The following is a 19,577-nucleotide window of genomic DNA, read 5'->3' as shown; positions in this document are numbered from 1 at the left end:
TTTTTTGCTTAGTTAAAAGCAACAGGCTTTTATAATATTGCTAATGATGTGCTGTGAGGGCTTTATTTTTTCCATTGCTAAAAATTCGTCAGGTTGGTGCGCTTGGTTGATTGAACCCGGCCCCATAACAATGGTTTCACAGCCTAATTGTTGAATAAACGGGGCTTCTGTACAGTAATTAACAGCAATGGCTTTTTGGCCTGCTATTTTTTCTGCAAGTTGAACTAGCGCACTGTCGGTATGGCCTGTAAATGCCGGTATTGGCTCGTGTAGGTCAATTACACTCACTGAGTTAGGATATTGTTCGTTAATCTCTTTTGTTGCATCAAGAAGCAAAGCTTGCAACTCTTGCACGCTAAGCCCTGGCAGTGGGCGCATATCAATATGCATTTCACAACAACCACATATTCTATTTGCGTTGTCGCCACCATGAATATTACCTAAATTTAAAGTAGGGTAAGGTATTTTAAAGTGATTTAGTGAATACTTATTCTTTAATTGCTCTTTCAAGATCAGTAATTTTGAAGTCACTTTATGCATAACTTCAATGGCGTTTAGACCACGTTCGGGATCGGAGCTATGCCCAGAGCGACCAACGACCCTTATAGCTGTACTCATATGGCCTTTATGTGTAAATACCGGTGTCATATCAGTGGGTTCACCAATAATACAGCGCGCTGGTTTTAAATTTGGGTGCTGACAAATTTGTTGAGCACCTGCCATTGTTGTTTCTTCATCGGCGGTAGCAAGTATTAAAATAGGTTGCGTTTGTTGTTTTTCATCTAACTCGCTTATAGCTTGCAGCACAAAAGCAAAAAATCCTTTCATATCAATGCTGCCTAAACCATAGAGTTTGTTATTGAGTTCGGTTAATTTAAACGGATTATGATTCCAGCGGCTATCATCAAACGGTACTGTATCGGTATGCCCAGCAAGCATTAAACCGCCATCGCCAATGCCGCGTTTTGCTAATAAGTTATAACGCCCTTTTTTACCTTCAAGTTCTATTATTTCACACGTAAAGCCAAGAGTTTCACACCATTGTGCAAGTAACTCGATAACACTTTTATTGCTCATACATTGACTGTCTTCAATCGCACTAATAGAAGGGGCTGCAATTAATTGCTGATACATAGAAATAAACGAAGGCAGAGACATAAAAATTCCCAAAATAATTATTCAATTTAATTGCATAACAATATAAAAGTATTTATGATGAATATCAATTCACTTTTTAAGCATAAATATATTAAGTAACACCATGAAGATAATGCGACGATAATCAAAATTCATTAATAAATAAGACTTAATTAGCACCTAAGCTAGTGTAAGCGAACACATAAGTAAGTAGTAATAAATTTTAAGATAACGAGTAAATAATGAATGTAGTGATTATTGGCGCAAGTGGTTACAGCGGCGCAGAACTAGCAAGCCTTATTGCTAAACACCCAAATTTAACTTTATCAGGTTGTTATGTATCTGAAGGTAGCCTAGACAAACATAAATTACTGAGTGATTTATACCCAGAACACTTAGGCTTACTTGATATTCCTTTACTTCCTCTTACAAAATCAGCGTTTGACGACATTAACGCGAATGCAGATTACGTATGCCTGTGTACCGACCATAAAGTCAGTGTAGATTTAGCGCCGCAATTTTTAGCGATGGGCAAAAAGGTGTTTGACCTATCGGGTGGTTACCGCCTAGCAAGTAATGACGATTACGTTACTTATTATGGCTTTGAACATAACCACCCTGAGCTGCTAAATGAATCTGCATACGGTTTAGCAGAGTGGAATAGCAATGCAATTGCAAATGCAAAGTTAGTGGCTGTTGCGGGTTGTTACCCTACAGCGGCACTGAATGCGTTAAAGCCACTACAGCTCGCAGGCTTACTGAGCGAACAACCTATTATTATTAATGCAGTATCGGGTGTTACCGGCGCAGGGCGTAAAGCCAGTGTAGGTACTCATTTTTGTGAAGTATCGCTAGCGCCATATGGTTTATTTAACCACCGTCACGGACCAGAAATAGAACAGCACCTGGGCCATAAGGTTTTATTTACACCTCATTTAGGTAACTTTACTCGCGGTATTTTAGAAACGATTTACGTGCAACTAAAACCTGAGGTGACAAGTGAGCAAGTAGCAACGGCTTATGATGTGCTTTCAAAAGAGCCTTTAATTCGTTTGTTAGGCAATAAAATTCCATCAATCAAAGGGGTTGCAAAGCAGCCATACGTTGATATTGGGTGGCAACAGCAAGGCTCGCAATTAATTGTTGTTGCGGCAATCGATAACCTACTTAAAGGTGCTGCGGGGCAAGCTCTGCAATGTATTAATTTATCTATGGGTTTAAACCATACCACAGGCTTAAAAGGAGCGTTTTAATGAGTAAAAAAACGTGGGTTATTAAGCTTGGCGGTGCTGTACTTAATACTGAAAATGCAGCTCACGCGTTATTTGAAGTGTTATCTAATCAGCCAAACCATAACTTTGTAATTGTGCATGGTGGTGGGGCATTAGTCGATACATGGTTAAAAGAGGCAGGTTTTGTTAGTGCTAAACATCAAGGTTTACGTATTAGCCCTGCTGAACAAATGCCGCATATAGTCGGTGCACTTGCAGGGTGTGCAAACAAGCAGCTAATGGCTCAAGCTATTTCTGCTGGCCACAAGCCTGTTGGCTTAAGCCTTTATGAAGCAGGCGTAACTGCATCGCAAAAGCTCAAAGCATTGTGTTTAGTAGGTAAGTGCGAAAGCAACGATGACTCTATTATTAACGATTTACTAAACGTCGGGCGCCTAGCTATTGTTAGCTCAATAGGATTTGATGAACAAGGACTTTGGTACAACGTTAATGCTGACGAGGCTGCGGCCGCTATTGCTAATAATTTAAATGCAGAGCTTATTTTTATGACCGATGTAGAGGCCGTACTTGACGCTAATAAGCAGCCGTTACATTACCTTGACACAAAACACATTGAGACTTTAATTGCAGAGGGAGTAATTGTGGGCGGGATGGAGGTCAAAGTTAAGACCAGTCTTCACGCTGCCCTACACTTACGACGCGGTGTGTATATTTCCAGCTGGCAAAAGCCAGAAAATTTAACTGTTTTGCTGCAAGGCGAGCATGTCGGAACAAAGATTACACCATAGGGTTACCATGTTAGAGAATTTTTTAACGGGTCTAGAGTTAGACCAACAAGGCGCACTTAATTTATTAAAGCTAGCGCGTGATTTAAAAGCAAATCCCGAGAAATACAGCCAAGTACTAGCGGGTAAGTCAGTTGTTACACTTTTTGAAAAGCAAAGCCTACGTACACGTTTATCGTTTGATATTGGTATTAATCGTTTAGGTGGTCATGCGGTTTATTTAGATCAGCAAAATGGCGCTATGGGCGCACGTGAATCGGTAAAAGATTTTGCACTAAATATTTCTACATGGGCAGATGGTATTGTAGCGCGTGTTAATCAGCACATCACATTAACAACGTTAGGTGAATACTCCTCTGTGCCTGTGATTAATAGCTTATGTGACTTGTACCACCCGTGCCAAGCACTGGCAGATTTTTTAACCCTTCAAGAAGTGCATGGCGATGTGAGCGAACTTAAAGTGGCTTACCTCGGCGAGGGTAACAATGTGACCCATTCACTTATGTTACTTGCCGCAACACTGGGCACCGATTTTGTAGCGGTAACGCCAAAAGGGTGTTCGCCTGATTCGCAAATTCTTAAAAAGGCTGAGCAAATCGCAGCAATGAATGGCGCATCTGTCATGGTAAGTGACCGTGTAGAAGCGGCAGTTGGCGCAAACGTTGTTTACGCCGATACATGGGTTTCAATGGGGGACGATACCCCGCTTGAGCAAGTTAAAGAAAAATACATGCCTTATCAGCTAAACCAAGCATTGCTAGATCAAACTGGGGCGACTACGGTATTACATTGTCAACCGGCACACCGTGAGTTTGAAATTACTTCTGAGGTAATGGATGGCCCAGCATCTAAAATTATTCAACAAGCAGAAAATCGCATGCATGCGCAAAATGCTCTGCTAGTTACATTACTAAATCCAAATTTTGTTAAGGAACACCTATGAGTTCAATTAAAAAAGTCGTTTTAGCCTATTCAGGTGGTCTAGATACATCGGCTATCGTGCCATGGTTAAAAGAAAACTACGGTTGTGAGGTAATCGCGTTTGTTGCCGATGTAGGCCAAGGCGCAGAAGAGCTTGAAGGTGTAGAGGCAAAAGCGATTGCTTCGGGCGCATCTGAGTGTTACGTAGTTGACTTAAAAGACGAAATGGTAAGTGACTACATTTACCCAACGCTTAAAACGGGTTCTATTTACGAAGGTACGTATTTACTTGGTACGTCTATGGCGCGCCCAATTATTGCTAAGGCGCAAGTAGAGATTGCACGTAAAGTTGGGGCTGATGCACTTTCACATGGTTGTACGGGTAAAGGTAACGACCAAGTACGTTTTGAATCGTGTTTTGCAGCGCTTGCACCTGAGCTAAAAGTTATTGCGCCATGGCGTGAGTGGGACTTATCAAGCCGTGAATCACTATTAGATTACTTAGCCGAGCGTGATATTCCGTGCTCTGCCTCTGCAACAAAAATTTACAGCCGTGATGCAAACGCATGGCATATTTCGCACGAAGGTGGCGAGCTTGAAGATCCATGGTGTGAGCCTAGCGATCAAGTATGGACCTGGACAAACTCTCCAGAGCAAGCCCCAGATAAAGCCGAACTTGTAACATTAAAAGTAGTTGAAGGTGAAGTGGTTGCTGTAAATGGCGAAGAGCTTAAACCTTATGATTGTTTAGTTAAATTAAACGACATTGCATCACCGCATGGTGTTGGCCGTGTAGATATAGTCGAAAACCGTTTAGTCGGTATGAAATCACGCGGTTGTTACGAAACCCCAGGTGGTACTGTGATCATGGCGGCGCTTCAAGCAATAGACGAGCTGGTACTTGATAAATCAAGCCGTAAGTGGAAAGAAGTATTAGGCGGCGAATTTTCGCACTTAGTGTACGACGGACGTTGGTTTACGCCACTTAAAGATTCTATTTTAGCCGGTGCAGAAGCGCTGTCTACACTAGCAACGGGCGAAGTGGTACTTAAGCTTTATAAAGGCCAAGTGACTGCGGTTCAGAAAAAATCACCTAACAGCCTATACAGCGAAGACTTTGCAACCTTTGGCGAAGACGATGTGTATGACCAATCACATGCTGAAGGCTTTATTCGTTTGTTCTCGCTTTCAAGCAGAATTTCGGCGTTGTCTAAAAAGTAAATTTTACGCCCCTTGTAAAAGGGGCATTACAGGGTTTGGAGATATTTCATGGCATTATGGGGCGGACGTTTCTCTACGGGTCCAGACGAGGCGTTTAAGCAATTTAACGACTCTCTTCCATTTGACTACCAATTAGCAGAGCAAGATATTATTGGCTCTGTGGCATGGGCTGGCGCACTTGAACAAGTGAACGTGTTATCAAGCGATGAGCACAAAGAATTAGTATCGGCATTATACGAGTTACTCGAAGAGGTAAAAGCAGATCCAACCGCTGTAGCTACCTCAGGTGCTGAAGATATTCATTCACATGTTGAAGCCGCTTTAATCGAAAAAGTGGGTGACCTAGCTAAAAAGTTACACACAGGCCGAAGTCGAAATGACCAAGTGGCCACCGACTTTAGATTATGGTGCCGTGATACTGCCGATCATATTTTAAAAGCCATTGCGCAATTAAAAGCTGAATTTATTGCGTTAGCCGAACGTGAACTGGGGACTATTTTACCAGGTTATACCCATTTACAACGTGCACAACCCGTACTATTTAGCCACTGGTGTATGGCGTATGTTGAAATGTTAGAACGCGACGAAAGCCGTTTGCAAGACGCTAAAGCCCGTATGAACTATTGTCCGCTAGGCAGTGGCGCGTTGGCTGGCACTGCTTACCCAATTGACCGCCAAACACTTGCACAAGGGTTAGGTTTCACAGGAGCAACAAAAAATAGCTTGGATGGCGTTTCAGACCGTGATTTTGTTGTTGAGTTATTAAGTTGTGCTTCAATTTCAATGATTCATTTATCGCGTATGTCTGAAGATTTAATTTTTTATAACTCAGGTGAAGCGGGCTTTATTGAGCTTGCCGACAATGTTACGTCTGGCTCGTCTTTAATGCCGCAAAAAAAGAACCCAGATGCACTTGAGCTTATTCGTGGTAAAACAGGCCGTGTATTTGGTGCCTTTAGCGCCATGATGATGACCCTTAAAGCATTACCACTTGCTTATAACAAAGATATGCAAGAAGACAAAGAAGGCATTTTTGATGCGATGCCAACATGGCTTGCCTGTATTCATATGGCACAAGCGTGTATTAAAGGCGTAAAAGTAAAAGGTGAGCGTACATTGGCTGCGGCAAAAGGTGGCCATGCAAATGCAACCGAGTTGGCTGATTACTTAGTGGCTAAAGGGGTACCTTTTAGGGAAGGCCATCATATTGTCGGGGTGTTAGTACAGCTTGCAATAAGTGAGGATAAAACGCTTGAGGAGCTCTCACTTGAGCAATATAAATCAGTAAATGATGTATTTGAAGACGACGTATATCCGGTACTTGAAATAGACGCCTGTATTAAAGCGCGTCAAGCAATTGGCGGTACCTCTATTGAGCAAGTCACTAGCGCAATTAAAGCAGCCAAAAAAAAACAGCAGATAACGGTTCGTGATGCCAACCTAGACGACGTTGAATCGATTGCAAAGCTTATCCAACATTGGGCAACCGTCGGCGAAAATTTGCCGCGTGCAAAAAGTGATATGGTGCATTCAATTAATGAATTTGCTGTAACCGAAATAGACGGCAAGGTGTCGGGCTGTGCATCGCTGTATATATACGATACAGGCCTTGCAGAGATACGCTCTTTGGGTATTGACCCGCAAAGTGCGGTGACTGGGCAAGGGCGGCAATTAGTTGACCATTTGCTAATAAAAGCCAAAAAATTGGCACTTAATCGCGTAATTGTACTTACTCGCGTGCCAGACTTTTTTGAAAAACAAGATTTTATTTTTTGCAGTAAAGACAGCTTGCCTGAAAAAGTGATGAAAGATTGTGAATTGTGCCTTCGTAAAGAAAACTGTGACGAAGTGGCAATGGAATATATTTTAAAGCCAAGTAACAAAGCGGCGATCCCGTTTAAATTCGTGGCTTAAACTCCCTGGATACAAAAAACGTACGGTTACCCCTGTGCGTTTTTTTATGTCTGAGCTTGTCTGGTCGGATGTGTTTTGATTGTTTCAATTACCAGTAATTTACTTAAAAATAAAATTTAAATAAAAGTTGGTATATAGCTTGCTATTGGTTACGTAGTTATAAAATAGCAACTACCACCATGAGTAGTGCATATACCTACACAATGGTGTGATTTAGTTTTACGCCAATTAAATTTAAACTTTTATAAGGATCAATTACATGCAAATTTCAGCTAACAGCCAAGTGCAAATGCAAGCATACAACAAAACACAACAATTACAGCCTGCGGCTGAACAAACTACTAGCACTAAAACCCTACAATCTGATACAGTAAGTTTCTCGCAAGAAGGTTTAAGTGCGGCCAGTGCTGATTTAAGCCGTGCTGCTACTCTTCCACCTGACATGATTAAACCAAAGTGATAACTTAAGGCGTTAAATGTTTTTACAAGAGTTATTTGGGTTGTTTTCTCTCTCCGCATTTTTTATGTGGGGGTTTTTAATGGCCTTCTTTTTTAATGTATTTGTTTATTCACTGGATGTGAAAAGAGGCACAACCCTGTTACTCAGTTCTTTTGTTATGATGTGTTCATACTCCTTATCAGATTACTTTTTTACATGGCTTTCAATTAAAAATTCACTCAACTTAAATTTTGCCCTGTATGATATCGCCACGATAACAGCCCTTACAATTGTTTATAAATTTGTAAAAAAAACCACTCCATCGTTCTTATATTTGTTGATAGGTCTCAGCATAAATAGCATCTTCTTCTTATTAATGCATTTAGACACTGACATTTATGGCAATAAATATCATTGGTGGTTTTGGGAGGTTTACATGTATACTGTGAACTCAATAGACATCATTATGATTGTTGCATTAATAGTTGATAGAGATATTTTAGGGCTGCATAAACTTAAAAATGTAATCAGAACATTACTAAATCCAAGCGCTAATCCAAAAGAGCCCTAGCTTAAAATTCATTTTTATTTTTGCGATGAAAAAACGTCAAAGCATACATCAAAGTGCGGTAACTTTCCTCCAAGTGACTATGGTACGACTACCAGCCATTATAAAGTATTAATCTACTGTCACTCAGCTTTAGACTGTAAAATAAAAGCATACTCCTTAAATTTGGTAAACAACAAAATCATGAAACGCTTTAAAACTAGCCCCAACTATCTACGTAAATTAGCGCATTAGTACAATGGGGTATTTTTTAATGTCTTTTTTGTCCTACTTGGTTTTAAGCATATATAAACCCATCCAATTAAATATGTACTTACCGGCCAGAACTGTCGGCTCTTACTATGTAAGCGATTGCCATGTTAGATGACCTAGTATTAAGTCCAGATGTAAGTTTTTATATTGGGGCATTGGTGCAGTGGGGTTTTTTAATGGCTTTTTTGTACTCATTCGTTTCTAGCATTAATAAGCCTGACAAAAAGCGTGTTTGGTTATCGCTAGTGATGACTGTTTCATATCTCTCAAGCCTTTTTATAGATATTCAAACAGTACTGTACCTCGATTTTTTTTATTTTGATATGGCCACTATTTTTGCCCTAGTGGTACTTAATTTAATTATTAAAGAGAGGCTTATATTTGCCTATTTATTAGTGGGACTCTCAGTGAATGCCATCCTATTTTTAGGAATGCATTTAGATACTGTGGTTTATAACAACTACGAGCCTTGGCTTTTTACAATAGTTTATTCTTGGCTAGTTAACTTTAACGACTTTGCTATGGTTGCTGTTTTTTTCATTAAAAAAGATTTCTTAGGTTTAGTTAAAGCAAAATTATGCATATATAAAAAATTGAGTCGAAGTGTATAAATGCTTGAACATGCAACATTAATACTTGGTTCAATCAACGCCCATTTGAGTATTTTTATCACATGGCTTTTTGCTTTTGCATTTCTTTATAATTTAACAATAAGCATAAATGTTAAAAACAGAAGCGCTATGTTCCTGTCTTTAATAATGATGGTGTCTTATACGCTGACCTTAATAATGGGAAAAGCGCAAGTAATTATTACGACTTCGTTTTATTTAGATTTTGCTCTATCTGACGTGGTTGCTATTTTTGCAATCGTGACCTTTTCACACTTTTACAAAGCGCCTTACTCAATTGCATATTATTATCTTACTCTTGGTTTGAGTCTTAACGCTATGCTGTTTTTGGTTATGCATTACGATTATGCTGTTTTGGCTAATTATGATTATTGGTGGGTTTGGGGGTTGTATGCTATTGGACAGGTTTCTAGTGATATAATAATGGCTTTAGTTCTCATTATGAACAAAGATATTTTAGGTTTGGTTAAATTGAAAAATGTTGTGTTGAATCTAAAAGCACCGGTGGCTAGGTAATGGGGAGTTTTTTGGAGGACTTCTTTTGGAGTCTCGCTGAAATTAGCGAGCTCTTAGGCATACTTATTACATGGTTATTTGTTTTTACATTTTTATATAACTTGTCTGCTGCTATTAATAAACCTGACAATAGCCGCACTCAACTGTCATTCATTATGATGGTTTCTTATACGTTGAGTTTGTACATAGACATGTATACTCCATTACTGTATCTACAATTATTTGCCTTTGATGTGGTCACTATTGCCGTTATTTTTATCTGGCGGTTGTGCTTAGGCAAAGTAATTCCTATTGGCTTTTATTATTTAATCGTTGGGCTGTGCATTAACGCATCGCTTTTTATGGCCATGCATATTGATATAATGGTAAATCTAAATTACGAATTTTGGTGGTTGTGGATGCTTTATGGCTTTTCAACACTTATTGTTGACTTCATAATGGCTGTAGTACTTATTGCTAATAAAGATATTTTAGGGTTGGTCAAATTAAAAAATATTTTACTGAATCGTAAAATACCGGTGGCTAGGTAATGGGTAGTGTTTTGGAAAACATTTTTTTTAGCCTCGCTGAAATTGCTGAGCCCTTTGGCATACTCATTACATGGCTATTTGTTTTTACATTTTTGTATAACTTGTCTGCGGCTATTAATAAACCTGATAATAGCCGCACTCAACTGTCATTCATTATGATGATTTCGTATTCGTTGAATTTGTACATAGATGCATATACGCCATCAGTTCATTTACAGTTATTTGCCTTTGATGTTGTCACTATTGTCGTTATTTTTATTTGGCGACTGTACTTTGGTAAGGTTATCCCTATTGGCTTTTATTATTTGATAGTAGGTCTCACTATAAATGCGACTCTCTTTATGGCGCTATATATTGAATCAATTGTAAAGCTATATGATGGATATTGGTGGTTATGGGGAGTTTACGGATCAGTTATGCCACTTGTCGATTTAATTATGGCTGTAGTACTTATTGCCAATAAAGATTTTTTAGGGGTAGTTAAATTAAAAAATAGTATGTTAAATCGTAAAACACAGGCAGTTATGTAATGGGGAATAGATTGGAAGACTTCTTCTGGTTTATGGTCTCTATCGGTGAGCTTTATGGAATTTTTATTGCTTGGCTGTTTGTTTTCACTTTTTTATATAACTTGTCTGCGGCTATTAATAAAACCGATAATAGCCGAACTCAACTTTCATTCATTATGATGGTTTCTTATACGTTGAGTTTATATATAGATATAAGCCAATACTCTGTCCACCTTCAGGTGTTAGCTTTTGATGTAGTTACCATTGCCGTTATTTTTATTTGGCGTTTTTGTTTTGTCAAAGTACCTCCCATTGCTTTTTACTATTTAATTTTAGGGCTATGCATTAACGCATCGCTTTTTTTAGCCATGCATATCGATAATGGAATTAATCAGAATTACAAATTTTGGTGGTTATGGGGGGTATACTGTTTATTGATGCCTTTTGACGAATTAATCATGGCTTTAGTACTTATTATCAATAAAGATATTTTAGGCTTGGTTAAATTAAAAAACAGTGTACTAAATCGTAAAAAACAGGTTGCTGTTTAACGGGGAGTTTTTTGGAAGATTACTTTTGGATGATGGTTTCAATAGCTGAACCTTTTGGTATTTTTACTACGTGGCTATTTGTTTTCACTTTTTTATATAACTTGTCTGCGGCTATTAATAAAACCGATAATAGCCGAACTTACCTGTCATTCATTATGATGGTTTCTTACACCTTATGTTTATACATAGATATGTATACACCACTTAGGCATTTACAGTTATTTATTTTTGATGCGGTTACTATCGCGGCTATTATTATTTGGCGTTTCAGCCTAGGGAGAGTGATCCCTGTTAGCTTTTACTACTTGGTAGGGGGGTTATCTGTTAACGCAACGCTTTTTTTGGCAATGCATGTTGATTTTATAGTAAACCCATATTGCGGTTATTGGTGGCTATGGGGAGTTTACGGGTCAGTAATGCCGCTTGTTGATATCACAATGGCCGTTGTACTTGTTACAAATAAAGATTTATTAAAACTGGTGTGGTTAACTAAAAAACTAACCACACATGTTTAATGTATCGCTAGAGGCTACATACCTCTAAATTTTTTGCTTTGGTAAAGCATTTCACTAGGCTTAATTAGCACTACAGCCTACTTTATCTTTAAGTGCTTTTACAATAATAGGGTCTACAAATTCGCTTACATCACCCTGATGACGCGCTACTTCTTTAACTAAAGTAGATGAAATAAAAGAATTTTTTTCAGCCGGTGTTAAAAATACACTTTCAAGATCGGGGTTTAGGCGGCGATTCATATTGGCTAATTGAAATTCATAATCAAAGTCAGACACCGCTCTTATACCGCGAATAAGTACGTGTGCATTGTGATCGCGTGCTAAATCGGCCAGTAATCCAGAAAAACCAATAACTTTTACGTTATCTAGGTGGCTTAATATTGTGTTTGCTAGCGCCACACGCTCTTCAAGGTTAAAACATGGCTGTTTACTTGGGTTATTAGCAACGGCAACCAAAACAGTATCAAACATTTTAGCAGCGCGCTGTATAAGGTCTGTGTGCCCATTAGTGAGTGGGTCAAAAGTGCCGGGGTAAATTGCAGTAACGTTCATAAGGTTCACAAATTATAATTTTAGCGTAGTTTAACAGTGTTTACAGTACAAAGCAGCCCAGTCGCAGGTGCAGCTAGTGGGTATTATTTTAGTGATTATTTAGGATGAGAATATGCTGTAAAGGCATAACGCTATTTATAGCTCGCTTTTTTGGTTTCAAACTAGTCGCTGTGGTTAAGTCGTCTTTTATGTTGAATAACTTTCAATCCATTAAGGTCAACACGATCTAGTTGTAAGGGGAGTGTTTTAATTGTTAATTTTGTTTATACTGCCTATCCAAATTTGAGTGTAATGTAGCCAGTAGACTATTTGAGTATTAGCATATGAATACCAAGGAAAAAATAATACACACCAGTATTTCGTTGTTTAATGAAAATGGTGAACGTGCAATAACAACTAATCATATTGCATCGAGCTTAGGGATGAGTCCGGGTAATCTTTATTATCATTTTAAAAATAAAGAAGACATTATTCGCCATATTTTTGCGCTTTACCGTGATCATTTAAGTACACATTTTAAGCCTATTGATAAAGACGACGATGCATTTAGTCATTTAACTGCTTATCTCGACTCGCTATTTGAACTTATGTGGCGTTTTCACTTTTTTTACGACAACCTTGGCGATATCCTCTCTAGAGATACCGACTTAAAACAAGCGTATATTGATTTTCAGCTTGAGTTACTAGAGCAAGTTCGTAACGTTATTTTGGGATTGCGAGATAAAGGCATGATCGCCATTGACGAACAAGACGTGACCGAATTAGCACACACACTTAAATTAACCGTTAGCTTTTGGACACCTTACATAAAAGCACGAAGACCCAGTGGTTCGTTGGCTGAGCAAGATATTTATTATGGTATTTTAAAAGTATTGGCTTTATTTAGAGCTTACAGTACAGAAAAAAGCAGCGTACAGATGAACCAACTTCGCGAAAAGTACACGGCACTTGCACAGCAAGCACCGGCAGTAGCATAACGCCTCATTTATTGGCTGTTTCCTAGACGTTAAAATTTTTGCTATAATCGCGCGCCAAATGCCTGGGAGCGCGAATTCCCGCAGTCTAAGAGTGAACTATGCTTAAATTTATCGTCAAACTACACCCCGAAATAGCTATCAAAAGCCGCTCGGTTCGTAAACGCTTTACTAAAGTGTTAGAAAATAACATTAAAATTGTATTGCGTCGTATTGACGAAAAAGTACAAGTAAGAAACAACTGGGATAACATTTCAGTTGTTACCAAATTAACTGATGCGCAAACTCGGTTAGACTTTATTGATGGTTTGCAACGCATTCCAGGTATAGTGCAATTTATTGAAGTGACCGAAGTCGAATTTAGTACTTTGGACGAAATTTATCAAAAAACCTTTGAATTAATTGGCCACACAATTGCGGGTAAAACATTTTGCGTACGTGCAAAACGTATAGGCCAACACGACTTTACATCAACCGATTTAGAGCGTTACGTTGGTGGTGGTTTAAACCAACACGTTGAAGGTGCCCGCGTAAAACTTAGCCGCCCAGAGGTGACTATTCGCCTAGAAGTCAAAGACGACAAAGCCTACATTGTAACGCAAACACATTTGGGTATGGCGGGCTTCCCTTTGCCAACTCAAGAAGATGTACTGTCGTTAATGTCGGGTGGGTTTGACTCAGGTGTTGCTAGCTACCAAATGATACGAAAAGGTGCGCGTACGCACTTTTTGTTCTTCAACTTAGGTGGTGCTGCCCATGAAATTGGCGTTAAACAAGCCAGTTACTTTTTATGGAAAAAGTACAGCTCTACCCACAAAGTCAAATTTATAACGGTAGACTTTGAACCTGTTGTTGCCGAAATTTTAGAAAACGTTGAGAACAGCCAAATGGGCGTTGTCCTTAAACGTATGATGATGCGTGCCGGTAGCGCAGTGGCCGAAAAGCTAAATATTCAAGCACTTGTAACGGGTGAGAGTATTGGGCAGGTGTCTAGCCAAACGTTGGCTAACTTAAGTGTTATTGACCGCGTAACCGAAACGCTTATTTTACGTCCGCTTATTCAGCACGATAAGCAAGAGATTATTAATATTGCGCGCCAAATTGGTACCGCTGAAATGGCTGAAACTATGCCAGAATACTGTGGTGTTATATCTAAAAAGCCAACGGTAAAAGCAAAAATAGACGTGATTAAAGGCGAAGAAGAAAAGTTCGACTTTGATGTACTTGATACCGTTATAGATAACGCGCGTGTTATGGATGTTCGTGATATCGACGTAGAAGCCAAGCAAGAGCTAAAAGAGGCTGAATCGGTTGCCGATTTACCGCCTGGCTCTGTGGTTGTTGATATTCGTTCACCAGAAGAAGAAGATGCCGCGCCGCTTGAAATTGAAGGTATTGAAGTAATCCACTTACCGTTTTTCCGTTTAGCTACTAAATTTGGCGATCTACCAAAAGATAAAGACTATTACCTGTATTGCGATAGAGGTGTAATGAGCCAGTTGCAAGCGCTTATTTTGCACGAGCAAGGGTTTACAACAGTTAAAGTGTATCGCCCTTAAGAAATAAGTTAGTAAGTTACGGGTTAATAGTTTATGAAAGCGTGGTTTATACCACGCTTTTTTTTGCCTGAATTTTAGCAAGTAGCTCATTATTTGTAGGGGTATTAATGTTGTAGCGTTTGCCTTGCTCGCTAATATACCCACAAATGGCCATTATTTCTGTTGGCCTGTTATTAGCAATATCTTGTTGCATTGACGAATAATTTTCAGCGGTAAGTGCCATTACGGTGTAAGCATTATTCAATGCATCAGCTAAAGCGATATTCAATCCTTGCGCATTAGCAACTCTGCAGCCCTCATAGAGCAAGCTCATTATAGTTGCGCTAAATATAGGAACGCGTAATTGGCCATTTTTTATATTATGAAGCGCAGTTAGCGGGTTAATAGCCACATTAACCAGTAGCTTTTCAAAGCGAAGCTGCTCAATGTTATTAACTACTTTTAAGTTTGGGATTGCTTGGAGTAGTGGTGATATACATTGTGGGTTTTTAACTGCGAGGTTGTTACAGCCACCAATCACGCTTTGTCCTTCACCGGTATGTTGCACAATGTACGGATTAGACTTAAATCCGGCCATGCTGGTGGTTAAAAAGTAAAGTGCTTGCTGAGTGTGTAACTGAGGCATTAGTTCTTCAATATTTCCCATTCCATTATGAGAAATTACCAGTGTTGAATTATTAGCTAGGTAAGGTTTTACTTGTGCAAACGAGTCTTGAACCTGAAAAGCTTTAACCGTAAAAATAACAATATCATAACTAGGTTGCTGCGCCAGTTCACCTAAATTAATAAAGCGTGCATTAATTTTATGTGACGGGGCATTTGTACGGCTATAAAAACGGGTATTGCAGGTTGGCTTGCGTGTTAAAACATGTACCGTATTTTCTTTACTTAAAAAGTGACTCATTAATAGGCCTATAGCGCCATCACCTATAATTAAAATGTTAGTCATAGGGATTCTTTTTGCGAGGAGTAAAAATTACTCTTAGTAAAAAGTAGCTAGCAGCACCCGCAAAATCAGCGATAAAATCGCCAATAGAGGCTTGCCTATAGGGAAGTGCATCTTGCATTATTTCAATTGATGCACCGTAACCGGCTAATAATAAAACTTGTGCGTATAAAGGAAGCTTAAACGCTTTATCCATAATAACGGCAAGCACAAAAAAAATCCCAAAATGGGCTACTTTATCAATGTGTGGAAATAGGTTAGCTGCGCCTTTTATTTCTTTGGCAAATAAAAAAGTAAACGCCACGATGCTGAGCAAAAAAACTGCTTGGTAAACACGCCTTGTCACGTAAAATCCTAGAGTCGCTTAAAAAAGAAACTTGAGTATATCAAACTAAATGAGTATCGCACCTGAACAAGATGCAGAAAAATGTAAAGATTTATAGTTTTAGCGTTATAATTGCGTCATAAAAATTAAGATTGAATAGTTAGGAGAAAACCAATGCCTTCATTTGATATTGTATCTGAAGTAGAAATGAACGAAGCACAAAATGCGGTTGATAACGCAAACCGTGAACTTGAGACTCGCTTTGACTTTAGAGGTGTTGATGCATCTATTGAGCTAAACGACAAAACAATTAAACTTAAAGCTGAAGCTGATTCACAGGTTATGCAGTTGTTTGATATTTTAGCCGGTAAAGTTTCTAAGCGTGGTATGGATGTAGCTAGCCTAGAGCTTCAAGACATTAGCCGTGCGGGTAAAAATGTTTTTCGTAACGTTGCGCTTAAGCAAGGTATTGAAAAAGACATGGCTAAAAAAGTAGTTAAAGCTATTAAAGATTCAAAAGTAAAAGTGCAAGCGGCTATTCAAGGCGAAGAAGTGCGCGTAACGGGTAAAAAGCGTGATGACTTACAAGCTGCTATGCAAGTTGTGCGTACTGCCGATTTAGGTCAGCCATTTCAGTTTAAAAACTTCCGCGATTAATTATAGGGGGCTTTTTGAGCGCCCTTTAAATAATAAGCCAAATAGCCGCGATAGTTATTTGGCTTTTTTATGAGCTGTTTAAATTCGTTTAAGTATGCTAAATCTTTTTTAGCTGTATAGACGTCCGTTGACATTTTTTATTAAACTCCTCACAATAGCGGCCTATTTTCAAGGTGCTTATTAATTTTTTCAATGGTTTGATTTTTTTAATAAGATAATCGGGAAGTTGGTGCGTTTTCATGATGACTACAATCCCAACACTGCCCCCGCAACGGTAAAGTAATACATAAAGCTATGTACTTGCTGAGTCCGGAGACCGGCCTTGATGTAATCTTACTTAGTTCTTTGCGGTGGGCAAAGAAGGGGAACATCATGTTAAATAAAACAACTCTTGGCGTTGCAATTACTGCTGCGCTGTCACTATCTGTATCTGCTGCAGAGCAATCAATCGAAACCATTACGGTAACCGCTAATAAGTTTGAACAATCAATTACTAATGTATTAGCGAGCGTAAATGTTATAACTCGTGATGACATAGAAGCCAGTAATGTTCGCGACTTACCAACGCTATTAACGTCTCAAGTTGGCTTTCAGGTAAACCCTAATGGCGGTTTTGGTCAAAATGCCGGTGTTTCACTGCGCGGTACGGGATCAGGTGATACGCTAATTTTAATAGACGGTGTGCGCACAGGTTCGGCAACGCTTGGTCAAAAAGCATTAAGCAATGTGCCATTAAATAGTATTGAGCGCATTGAAATAATAAAAGGTTCACGTGCTGCAGTGTATGGCTCTGATGCGCTAGCGGGTGTTATTAATATTATAACGCGCGAGTCAGATAACCTTTCTGTTAGTGCTATGTTTGGGTCTGATTCATATCAAGACTACCAGCTTGCTGGCTCTGTAAAAACAGGTGATCTGACAACGGCTTTTAATGCTGGGTTTGAAAAAACAGATAACTTTGATGTACTGCAAGGTGTTGCCCCCGATGAAGACGGCTTTGAAAACAAAAACCTTGGCTTTAAAGTAAATTATACCGATGCGCACTACGGCGACTTTAAGTTACTAGGGCAATACAGTGAAGGCTTTGCTGATTACGACAGTCGTTTTAGTCCTGCCGATAGTACGATTGAGCGAGGTGATTTTAAAAATTACCAGCTTTCGGCTGATTGGAATAAAGACTATAACAATCAAACACACAGCATTGATATTGCATTTGCAACGGATGATTCAGACAACCGTTATGTTGATTTTTCTCAAGGGCCTACAACGAGTACCTTTATTACTAAGCGCTCACAAATTGACTATAACGGTCAATACCGTTTAAACGATTCGTTAAACATTAGTGGTGGTATTAATTGGTACAACGATGACGTGTCACAAAGCTCCACCACGTTTGAAGTGCAAGAGCGCGATGTATTAGCGGTATTTGTTGGCGCATATTACGATGCGGATGAGTTGCTTGCTAATTTAACCATTCGTCAAGATGACGATGAGCAATTTGGTAATGAAACAACGTATACCGCGGCGGCAGGTTATCACTTATCCGAAAACGCTACATTTAGAATAAGCCAAAGCACGGGCTTTAAAGCGCCTACTTTTAATGATTTATATTTTCCACTTTACGGCAATGCTAATCTTCAACCCGAAACGTCAGTAAATCGCGAGCTTGGCTTAAACATTGACTTTGAAACTGCACGTGTTGATGTCGCTATTTTTAGAAATGAAATTGAAGATAAAATTGCTTACGACACTAATTTTGCACTCACCAATATTAATGAGGCTCAATATGAAGGTGTTGAGTTTAGCCTGATTAATCAAATTTTTGGCTTTGATAGTAATGTGAATTTTGCTTACTTAAGTGCAGAAGATAAAGAAACTGGCGAAGCGCTTAGAAACGTTGCGAAACGAACCTTTAATTGGGAGCTTGCAAAACAGTTTGGTGCATTTGATACAAGCCTAGCAATGCAATATCGCGGTGAGCGAGCAGGGGCTGTTTCACAATTAGGGTCTTATACGCTTTGGAATTTAGCGGGTAATTACCAAGTAAACGATGAGGTTACGGTGTCCCTTCGTGTTGAAAACTTATTTGATAAAGAGTACAACGCAGTTGATTCAAATACTGATTTTACAACGGGGCAGGTGTATTACTACAACACGCCAGAGCAACGCTTTTTTGCTGGTGTAGATTACCAATTTTAAATAAGCTAAATTTAAAGCCCGGTTTTGCCGGGCTTTTTTGTATTTTTATTCAGCTAAAAACTCTTTAAATACGGTTTCAAATTTATGTAATTTTGGCGCGATTAACATACTGCAATAACCCTGTTGTGGGTTTTCGTTGTAGTAATCTTGATGATAGTGCTCAGCAGGATAGTAAGTTGTTACCGGGCTTACTTCGGTTACAATTGGTTCACTAACATGAGTTTGTAACTGTTCGATCATAGTGTTAGTAAGCGCAAGCTGTTCGTTATTATGGTAATACACAACACTTCGGTATTGTGTGCCAATATCGTTACCTTGGCGATTTAACTGCGTAGCATCATGCAAAGTAAAAAACATCGCAAGCAAGGTTTCAAAGCTTACAATGGTGCTATCAAATTCAACTTTTACTACTTCGGCATGGCCCGTTGTACCACTGCATACTGATTTGTATGTTGGATCGTCAGTATTGCCACCGGTATAACCCGAGCTTACATTCGACACGCCATTTACACGCCTAAATGCTGCGTCAATACACCAAAAACAGCCACCACCAAAGGTTGCTACTTGCGTTGTTGAACTCATAATTATTCCTAATATTAGACAAAGGTCACGCAAAACATAAAGCCTAGCGTCGTAACAAGGTTAC

Annotated in this window: 22 protein-coding genes and 1 riboswitch; of the genes, 17 read left to right on the top strand and 5 right to left on the bottom strand. The window is 39.1% G+C overall.

Annotation, left to right across the window (positions count from 1 at the left end; genetic code table 11):
• Positions 1-12: 12 nt before the first annotated feature.
• Positions 13-1,158, bottom strand: coding sequence for an acetylornithine deacetylase (argE, locus tag CWB62_RS12450; RefSeq protein WP_138527535.1), 1,146 nt, complete (start codon positions 1,156-1,158; stop codon positions 13-15).
• 221 nt (positions 1,159-1,379) lie between these two features.
• Here argE and argC point away from each other — a divergent pair, with 221 nt between their 5' ends.
• From argC to CWB62_RS12385, 13 genes are all read left to right on the top strand, one after another.
• The gene (gene argC / locus CWB62_RS12445) at positions 1,380-2,390 is read left to right on the top strand and encodes an N-acetyl-gamma-glutamyl-phosphate reductase (protein ID WP_138527536.1); all 1,011 of its coding nucleotides are present in this window, start codon (positions 1,380-1,382) and stop codon (positions 2,388-2,390) included.
• Positions 2,390-3,157 carry an acetylglutamate kinase gene (gene argB / locus CWB62_RS12440; protein WP_138527537.1) on the top strand — a complete coding sequence of 256 codons (768 nt, stop codon included), beginning with the start codon at positions 2,390-2,392 and terminating at the stop codon, positions 3,155-3,157. The genes argC and argB overlap by 1 nt, the downstream gene beginning before the upstream one ends.
• A gap of 7 nt (positions 3,158-3,164) precedes the next feature.
• On the top strand, positions 3,165-4,097 hold the full coding sequence (locus CWB62_RS12435) for an ornithine carbamoyltransferase (RefSeq protein ID WP_138527538.1): 933 nt from the start codon (positions 3,165-3,167) through the stop codon (positions 4,095-4,097).
• Positions 4,094-5,296 (top strand): argininosuccinate synthase, encoded by a 1,203-nt coding sequence (locus tag CWB62_RS12430; protein ID WP_058404951.1) that lies wholly within the window; start codon positions 4,094-4,096, stop codon positions 5,294-5,296. The genes CWB62_RS12435 and CWB62_RS12430 overlap by 4 nt, the downstream gene beginning before the upstream one ends.
• Positions 5,297-5,344: 48 nt before the next feature.
• Positions 5,345-7,210, top strand: coding sequence for an argininosuccinate lyase (argH, locus tag CWB62_RS12425; protein ID WP_138527539.1), 1,866 nt, complete (start codon positions 5,345-5,347; stop codon positions 7,208-7,210).
• Positions 7,211-7,469: 259 nt separating this feature from the next.
• Positions 7,470-7,670 carry a hypothetical protein gene (locus CWB62_RS12420; RefSeq protein ID WP_138527540.1) on the top strand — a complete coding sequence of 67 codons (201 nt, stop codon included), beginning with the start codon at positions 7,470-7,472 and terminating at the stop codon, positions 7,668-7,670.
• Positions 7,671-7,686: 16 nt separating this feature from the next.
• A complete protein-coding gene (locus CWB62_RS12415; RefSeq protein ID WP_138527541.1) occupies positions 7,687-8,220 on the top strand; it encodes a hypothetical protein in 534 nt (177 codons plus the stop codon).
• Positions 8,221-8,573: 353 nt separating this feature from the next.
• Complete coding sequence (locus CWB62_RS12410) at positions 8,574-9,080, top strand: hypothetical protein (RefSeq protein WP_058404955.1); 507 nt, start codon at positions 8,574-8,576, stop codon at positions 9,078-9,080.
• On the top strand, positions 9,081-9,614 hold the full coding sequence (locus tag CWB62_RS12405) for a hypothetical protein (RefSeq protein WP_138527542.1): 534 nt from the start codon (positions 9,081-9,083) through the stop codon (positions 9,612-9,614).
• Positions 9,614-10,144, top strand: a complete 531-nt coding sequence (locus CWB62_RS12400) for a hypothetical protein (RefSeq protein ID WP_058404957.1) — start codon at positions 9,614-9,616, stop codon at positions 10,142-10,144. Before CWB62_RS12405 ends, CWB62_RS12400 begins: the two co-directional genes overlap by 1 nt.
• Complete coding sequence (locus CWB62_RS12395) at positions 10,144-10,674, top strand: hypothetical protein (protein ID WP_058404958.1); 531 nt, start codon at positions 10,144-10,146, stop codon at positions 10,672-10,674. Before CWB62_RS12400 ends, CWB62_RS12395 begins: the two co-directional genes overlap by 1 nt.
• A complete protein-coding gene (locus tag CWB62_RS12390; RefSeq protein ID WP_138527543.1) occupies positions 10,674-11,204 on the top strand; it encodes a hypothetical protein in 531 nt (176 codons plus the stop codon). The genes CWB62_RS12395 and CWB62_RS12390 overlap by 1 nt, the downstream gene beginning before the upstream one ends.
• A 29-nt stretch (positions 11,205-11,233) precedes the next feature.
• Positions 11,234-11,719, top strand: a complete 486-nt coding sequence (locus tag CWB62_RS12385; RefSeq protein ID WP_138527570.1) for a hypothetical protein — start codon at positions 11,234-11,236, stop codon at positions 11,717-11,719.
• A gap of 60 nt (positions 11,720-11,779) precedes the next feature.
• Here CWB62_RS12385 and coaD read toward each other — a convergent pair whose 3' ends face one another.
• Positions 11,780-12,271 (bottom strand): pantetheine-phosphate adenylyltransferase, encoded by a 492-nt coding sequence (gene coaD, locus CWB62_RS12380; RefSeq protein ID WP_138527544.1) that lies wholly within the window; start codon positions 12,269-12,271, stop codon positions 11,780-11,782.
• A 323-nt stretch (positions 12,272-12,594) separates the two neighbouring features.
• Between coaD and CWB62_RS12375 the strand changes: the two genes are divergently transcribed.
• Positions 12,595-13,248, top strand: a complete 654-nt coding sequence (locus CWB62_RS12375; RefSeq protein WP_006791540.1) for a TetR/AcrR family transcriptional regulator — start codon at positions 12,595-12,597, stop codon at positions 13,246-13,248.
• A 98-nt stretch (positions 13,249-13,346) separates the two neighbouring features.
• Positions 13,347-14,804, top strand: coding sequence for a tRNA uracil 4-sulfurtransferase ThiI (gene thiI, locus CWB62_RS12370; protein WP_008129371.1), 1,458 nt, complete (start codon positions 13,347-13,349; stop codon positions 14,802-14,804).
• A gap of 46 nt (positions 14,805-14,850) precedes the next feature.
• Here thiI and CWB62_RS12365 read toward each other — a convergent pair whose 3' ends face one another.
• On the bottom strand, positions 14,851-15,753 hold the full coding sequence (locus CWB62_RS12365; protein WP_138527545.1) for a ketopantoate reductase family protein: 903 nt from the start codon (positions 15,751-15,753) through the stop codon (positions 14,851-14,853).
• A complete protein-coding gene (locus CWB62_RS12360; protein ID WP_058404964.1) occupies positions 15,746-16,096 on the bottom strand; it encodes a VanZ family protein in 351 nt (116 codons plus the stop codon). The genes CWB62_RS12365 and CWB62_RS12360 overlap by 8 nt, the downstream gene beginning before the upstream one ends.
• A gap of 153 nt (positions 16,097-16,249) precedes the next feature.
• Here CWB62_RS12360 and CWB62_RS12355 point away from each other — a divergent pair, with 153 nt between their 5' ends.
• Together CWB62_RS12355 and CWB62_RS12350 are read left to right on the top strand one after the other, a co-directional pair.
• Entirely contained in the window at positions 16,250-16,732 is a 483-nt protein-coding gene (locus CWB62_RS12355; protein ID WP_058404965.1) for a YajQ family cyclic di-GMP-binding protein, read from the top strand.
• 175 nt (positions 16,733-16,907) lie between these two features.
• Positions 16,908-17,071: riboswitch (cobalamin riboswitch) on the top strand.
• Positions 17,072-17,104: 33 nt separating this feature from the next.
• The gene (locus CWB62_RS12350; RefSeq protein WP_138527546.1) at positions 17,105-18,931 is read left to right on the top strand and encodes a TonB-dependent receptor domain-containing protein; all 1,827 of its coding nucleotides are present in this window, start codon (positions 17,105-17,107) and stop codon (positions 18,929-18,931) included.
• Between the two features lie 45 nt (positions 18,932-18,976).
• Here CWB62_RS12350 and msrA read toward each other — a convergent pair whose 3' ends face one another.
• Positions 18,977-19,513 (bottom strand): peptide-methionine (S)-S-oxide reductase MsrA, encoded by a 537-nt coding sequence (gene msrA, locus CWB62_RS12345; RefSeq protein ID WP_138527547.1) that lies wholly within the window; start codon positions 19,511-19,513, stop codon positions 18,977-18,979.
• Between the last annotated feature and the right edge of the window lie 64 nt (positions 19,514-19,577).

The sequence above is a fragment of the Pseudoalteromonas sp. S408 genome (genome assembly GCF_005886645.1).
In the GTDB taxonomy this organism is placed as follows: Bacteria; Pseudomonadota; Gammaproteobacteria; order Enterobacterales; family Alteromonadaceae; genus Pseudoalteromonas.
This window is presented reverse-complemented; position numbering and strand designations above follow the sequence as displayed.

What these genes read in the sequence shown, in the direction of transcription:
- argE (WP_138527535.1), bottom strand. Translation starts at nt 1,158, where the DNA reads ATGTCTCTGCCTTCGTTTATTTCTATGTATCAGCAATTAATTGCAGCC.
- argC (WP_138527536.1), top strand. Translation starts at nt 1,380, where the DNA reads ATGAATGTAGTGATTATTGGCGCAAGTGGTTACAGCGGCGCAGAACTA.
- argB (WP_138527537.1), top strand. Translation starts at nt 2,390, where the DNA reads ATGAGTAAAAAAACGTGGGTTATTAAGCTTGGCGGTGCTGTACTTAAT.
- CWB62_RS12435 (WP_138527538.1), top strand. Translation starts at nt 3,165, where the DNA reads ATGTTAGAGAATTTTTTAACGGGTCTAGAGTTAGACCAACAAGGCGCA.
- CWB62_RS12430 (WP_058404951.1), top strand. Translation starts at nt 4,094, where the DNA reads ATGAGTTCAATTAAAAAAGTCGTTTTAGCCTATTCAGGTGGTCTAGAT.
- argH (WP_138527539.1), top strand. Translation starts at nt 5,345, where the DNA reads ATGGCATTATGGGGCGGACGTTTCTCTACGGGTCCAGACGAGGCGTTT.
- CWB62_RS12420 (WP_138527540.1), top strand. Translation starts at nt 7,470, where the DNA reads ATGCAAATTTCAGCTAACAGCCAAGTGCAAATGCAAGCATACAACAAA.
- CWB62_RS12415 (WP_138527541.1), top strand. Translation starts at nt 7,687, where the DNA reads ATGTTTTTACAAGAGTTATTTGGGTTGTTTTCTCTCTCCGCATTTTTT.
- CWB62_RS12410 (WP_058404955.1), top strand. Translation starts at nt 8,574, where the DNA reads ATGTTAGATGACCTAGTATTAAGTCCAGATGTAAGTTTTTATATTGGG.
- CWB62_RS12405 (WP_138527542.1), top strand. Translation starts at nt 9,081, where the DNA reads ATGCTTGAACATGCAACATTAATACTTGGTTCAATCAACGCCCATTTG.
- CWB62_RS12400 (WP_058404957.1), top strand. Translation starts at nt 9,614, where the DNA reads ATGGGGAGTTTTTTGGAGGACTTCTTTTGGAGTCTCGCTGAAATTAGC.
- CWB62_RS12395 (WP_058404958.1), top strand. Translation starts at nt 10,144, where the DNA reads ATGGGTAGTGTTTTGGAAAACATTTTTTTTAGCCTCGCTGAAATTGCT.
- CWB62_RS12390 (WP_138527543.1), top strand. Translation starts at nt 10,674, where the DNA reads ATGGGGAATAGATTGGAAGACTTCTTCTGGTTTATGGTCTCTATCGGT.
- CWB62_RS12385 (WP_138527570.1), top strand. Translation starts at nt 11,234, where the DNA reads ATGATGGTTTCAATAGCTGAACCTTTTGGTATTTTTACTACGTGGCTA.
- coaD (WP_138527544.1), bottom strand. Translation starts at nt 12,271, where the DNA reads ATGAACGTTACTGCAATTTACCCCGGCACTTTTGACCCACTCACTAAT.
- CWB62_RS12375 (WP_006791540.1), top strand. Translation starts at nt 12,595, where the DNA reads ATGAATACCAAGGAAAAAATAATACACACCAGTATTTCGTTGTTTAAT.
- thiI (WP_008129371.1), top strand. Translation starts at nt 13,347, where the DNA reads ATGCTTAAATTTATCGTCAAACTACACCCCGAAATAGCTATCAAAAGC.
- CWB62_RS12365 (WP_138527545.1), bottom strand. Translation starts at nt 15,753, where the DNA reads ATGACTAACATTTTAATTATAGGTGATGGCGCTATAGGCCTATTAATG.
- CWB62_RS12355 (WP_058404965.1), top strand. Translation starts at nt 16,250, where the DNA reads ATGCCTTCATTTGATATTGTATCTGAAGTAGAAATGAACGAAGCACAA.
- CWB62_RS12350 (WP_138527546.1), top strand. Translation starts at nt 17,105, where the DNA reads ATGTTAAATAAAACAACTCTTGGCGTTGCAATTACTGCTGCGCTGTCA.
- msrA (WP_138527547.1), bottom strand. Translation starts at nt 19,513, where the DNA reads ATGAGTTCAACAACGCAAGTAGCAACCTTTGGTGGTGGCTGTTTTTGG.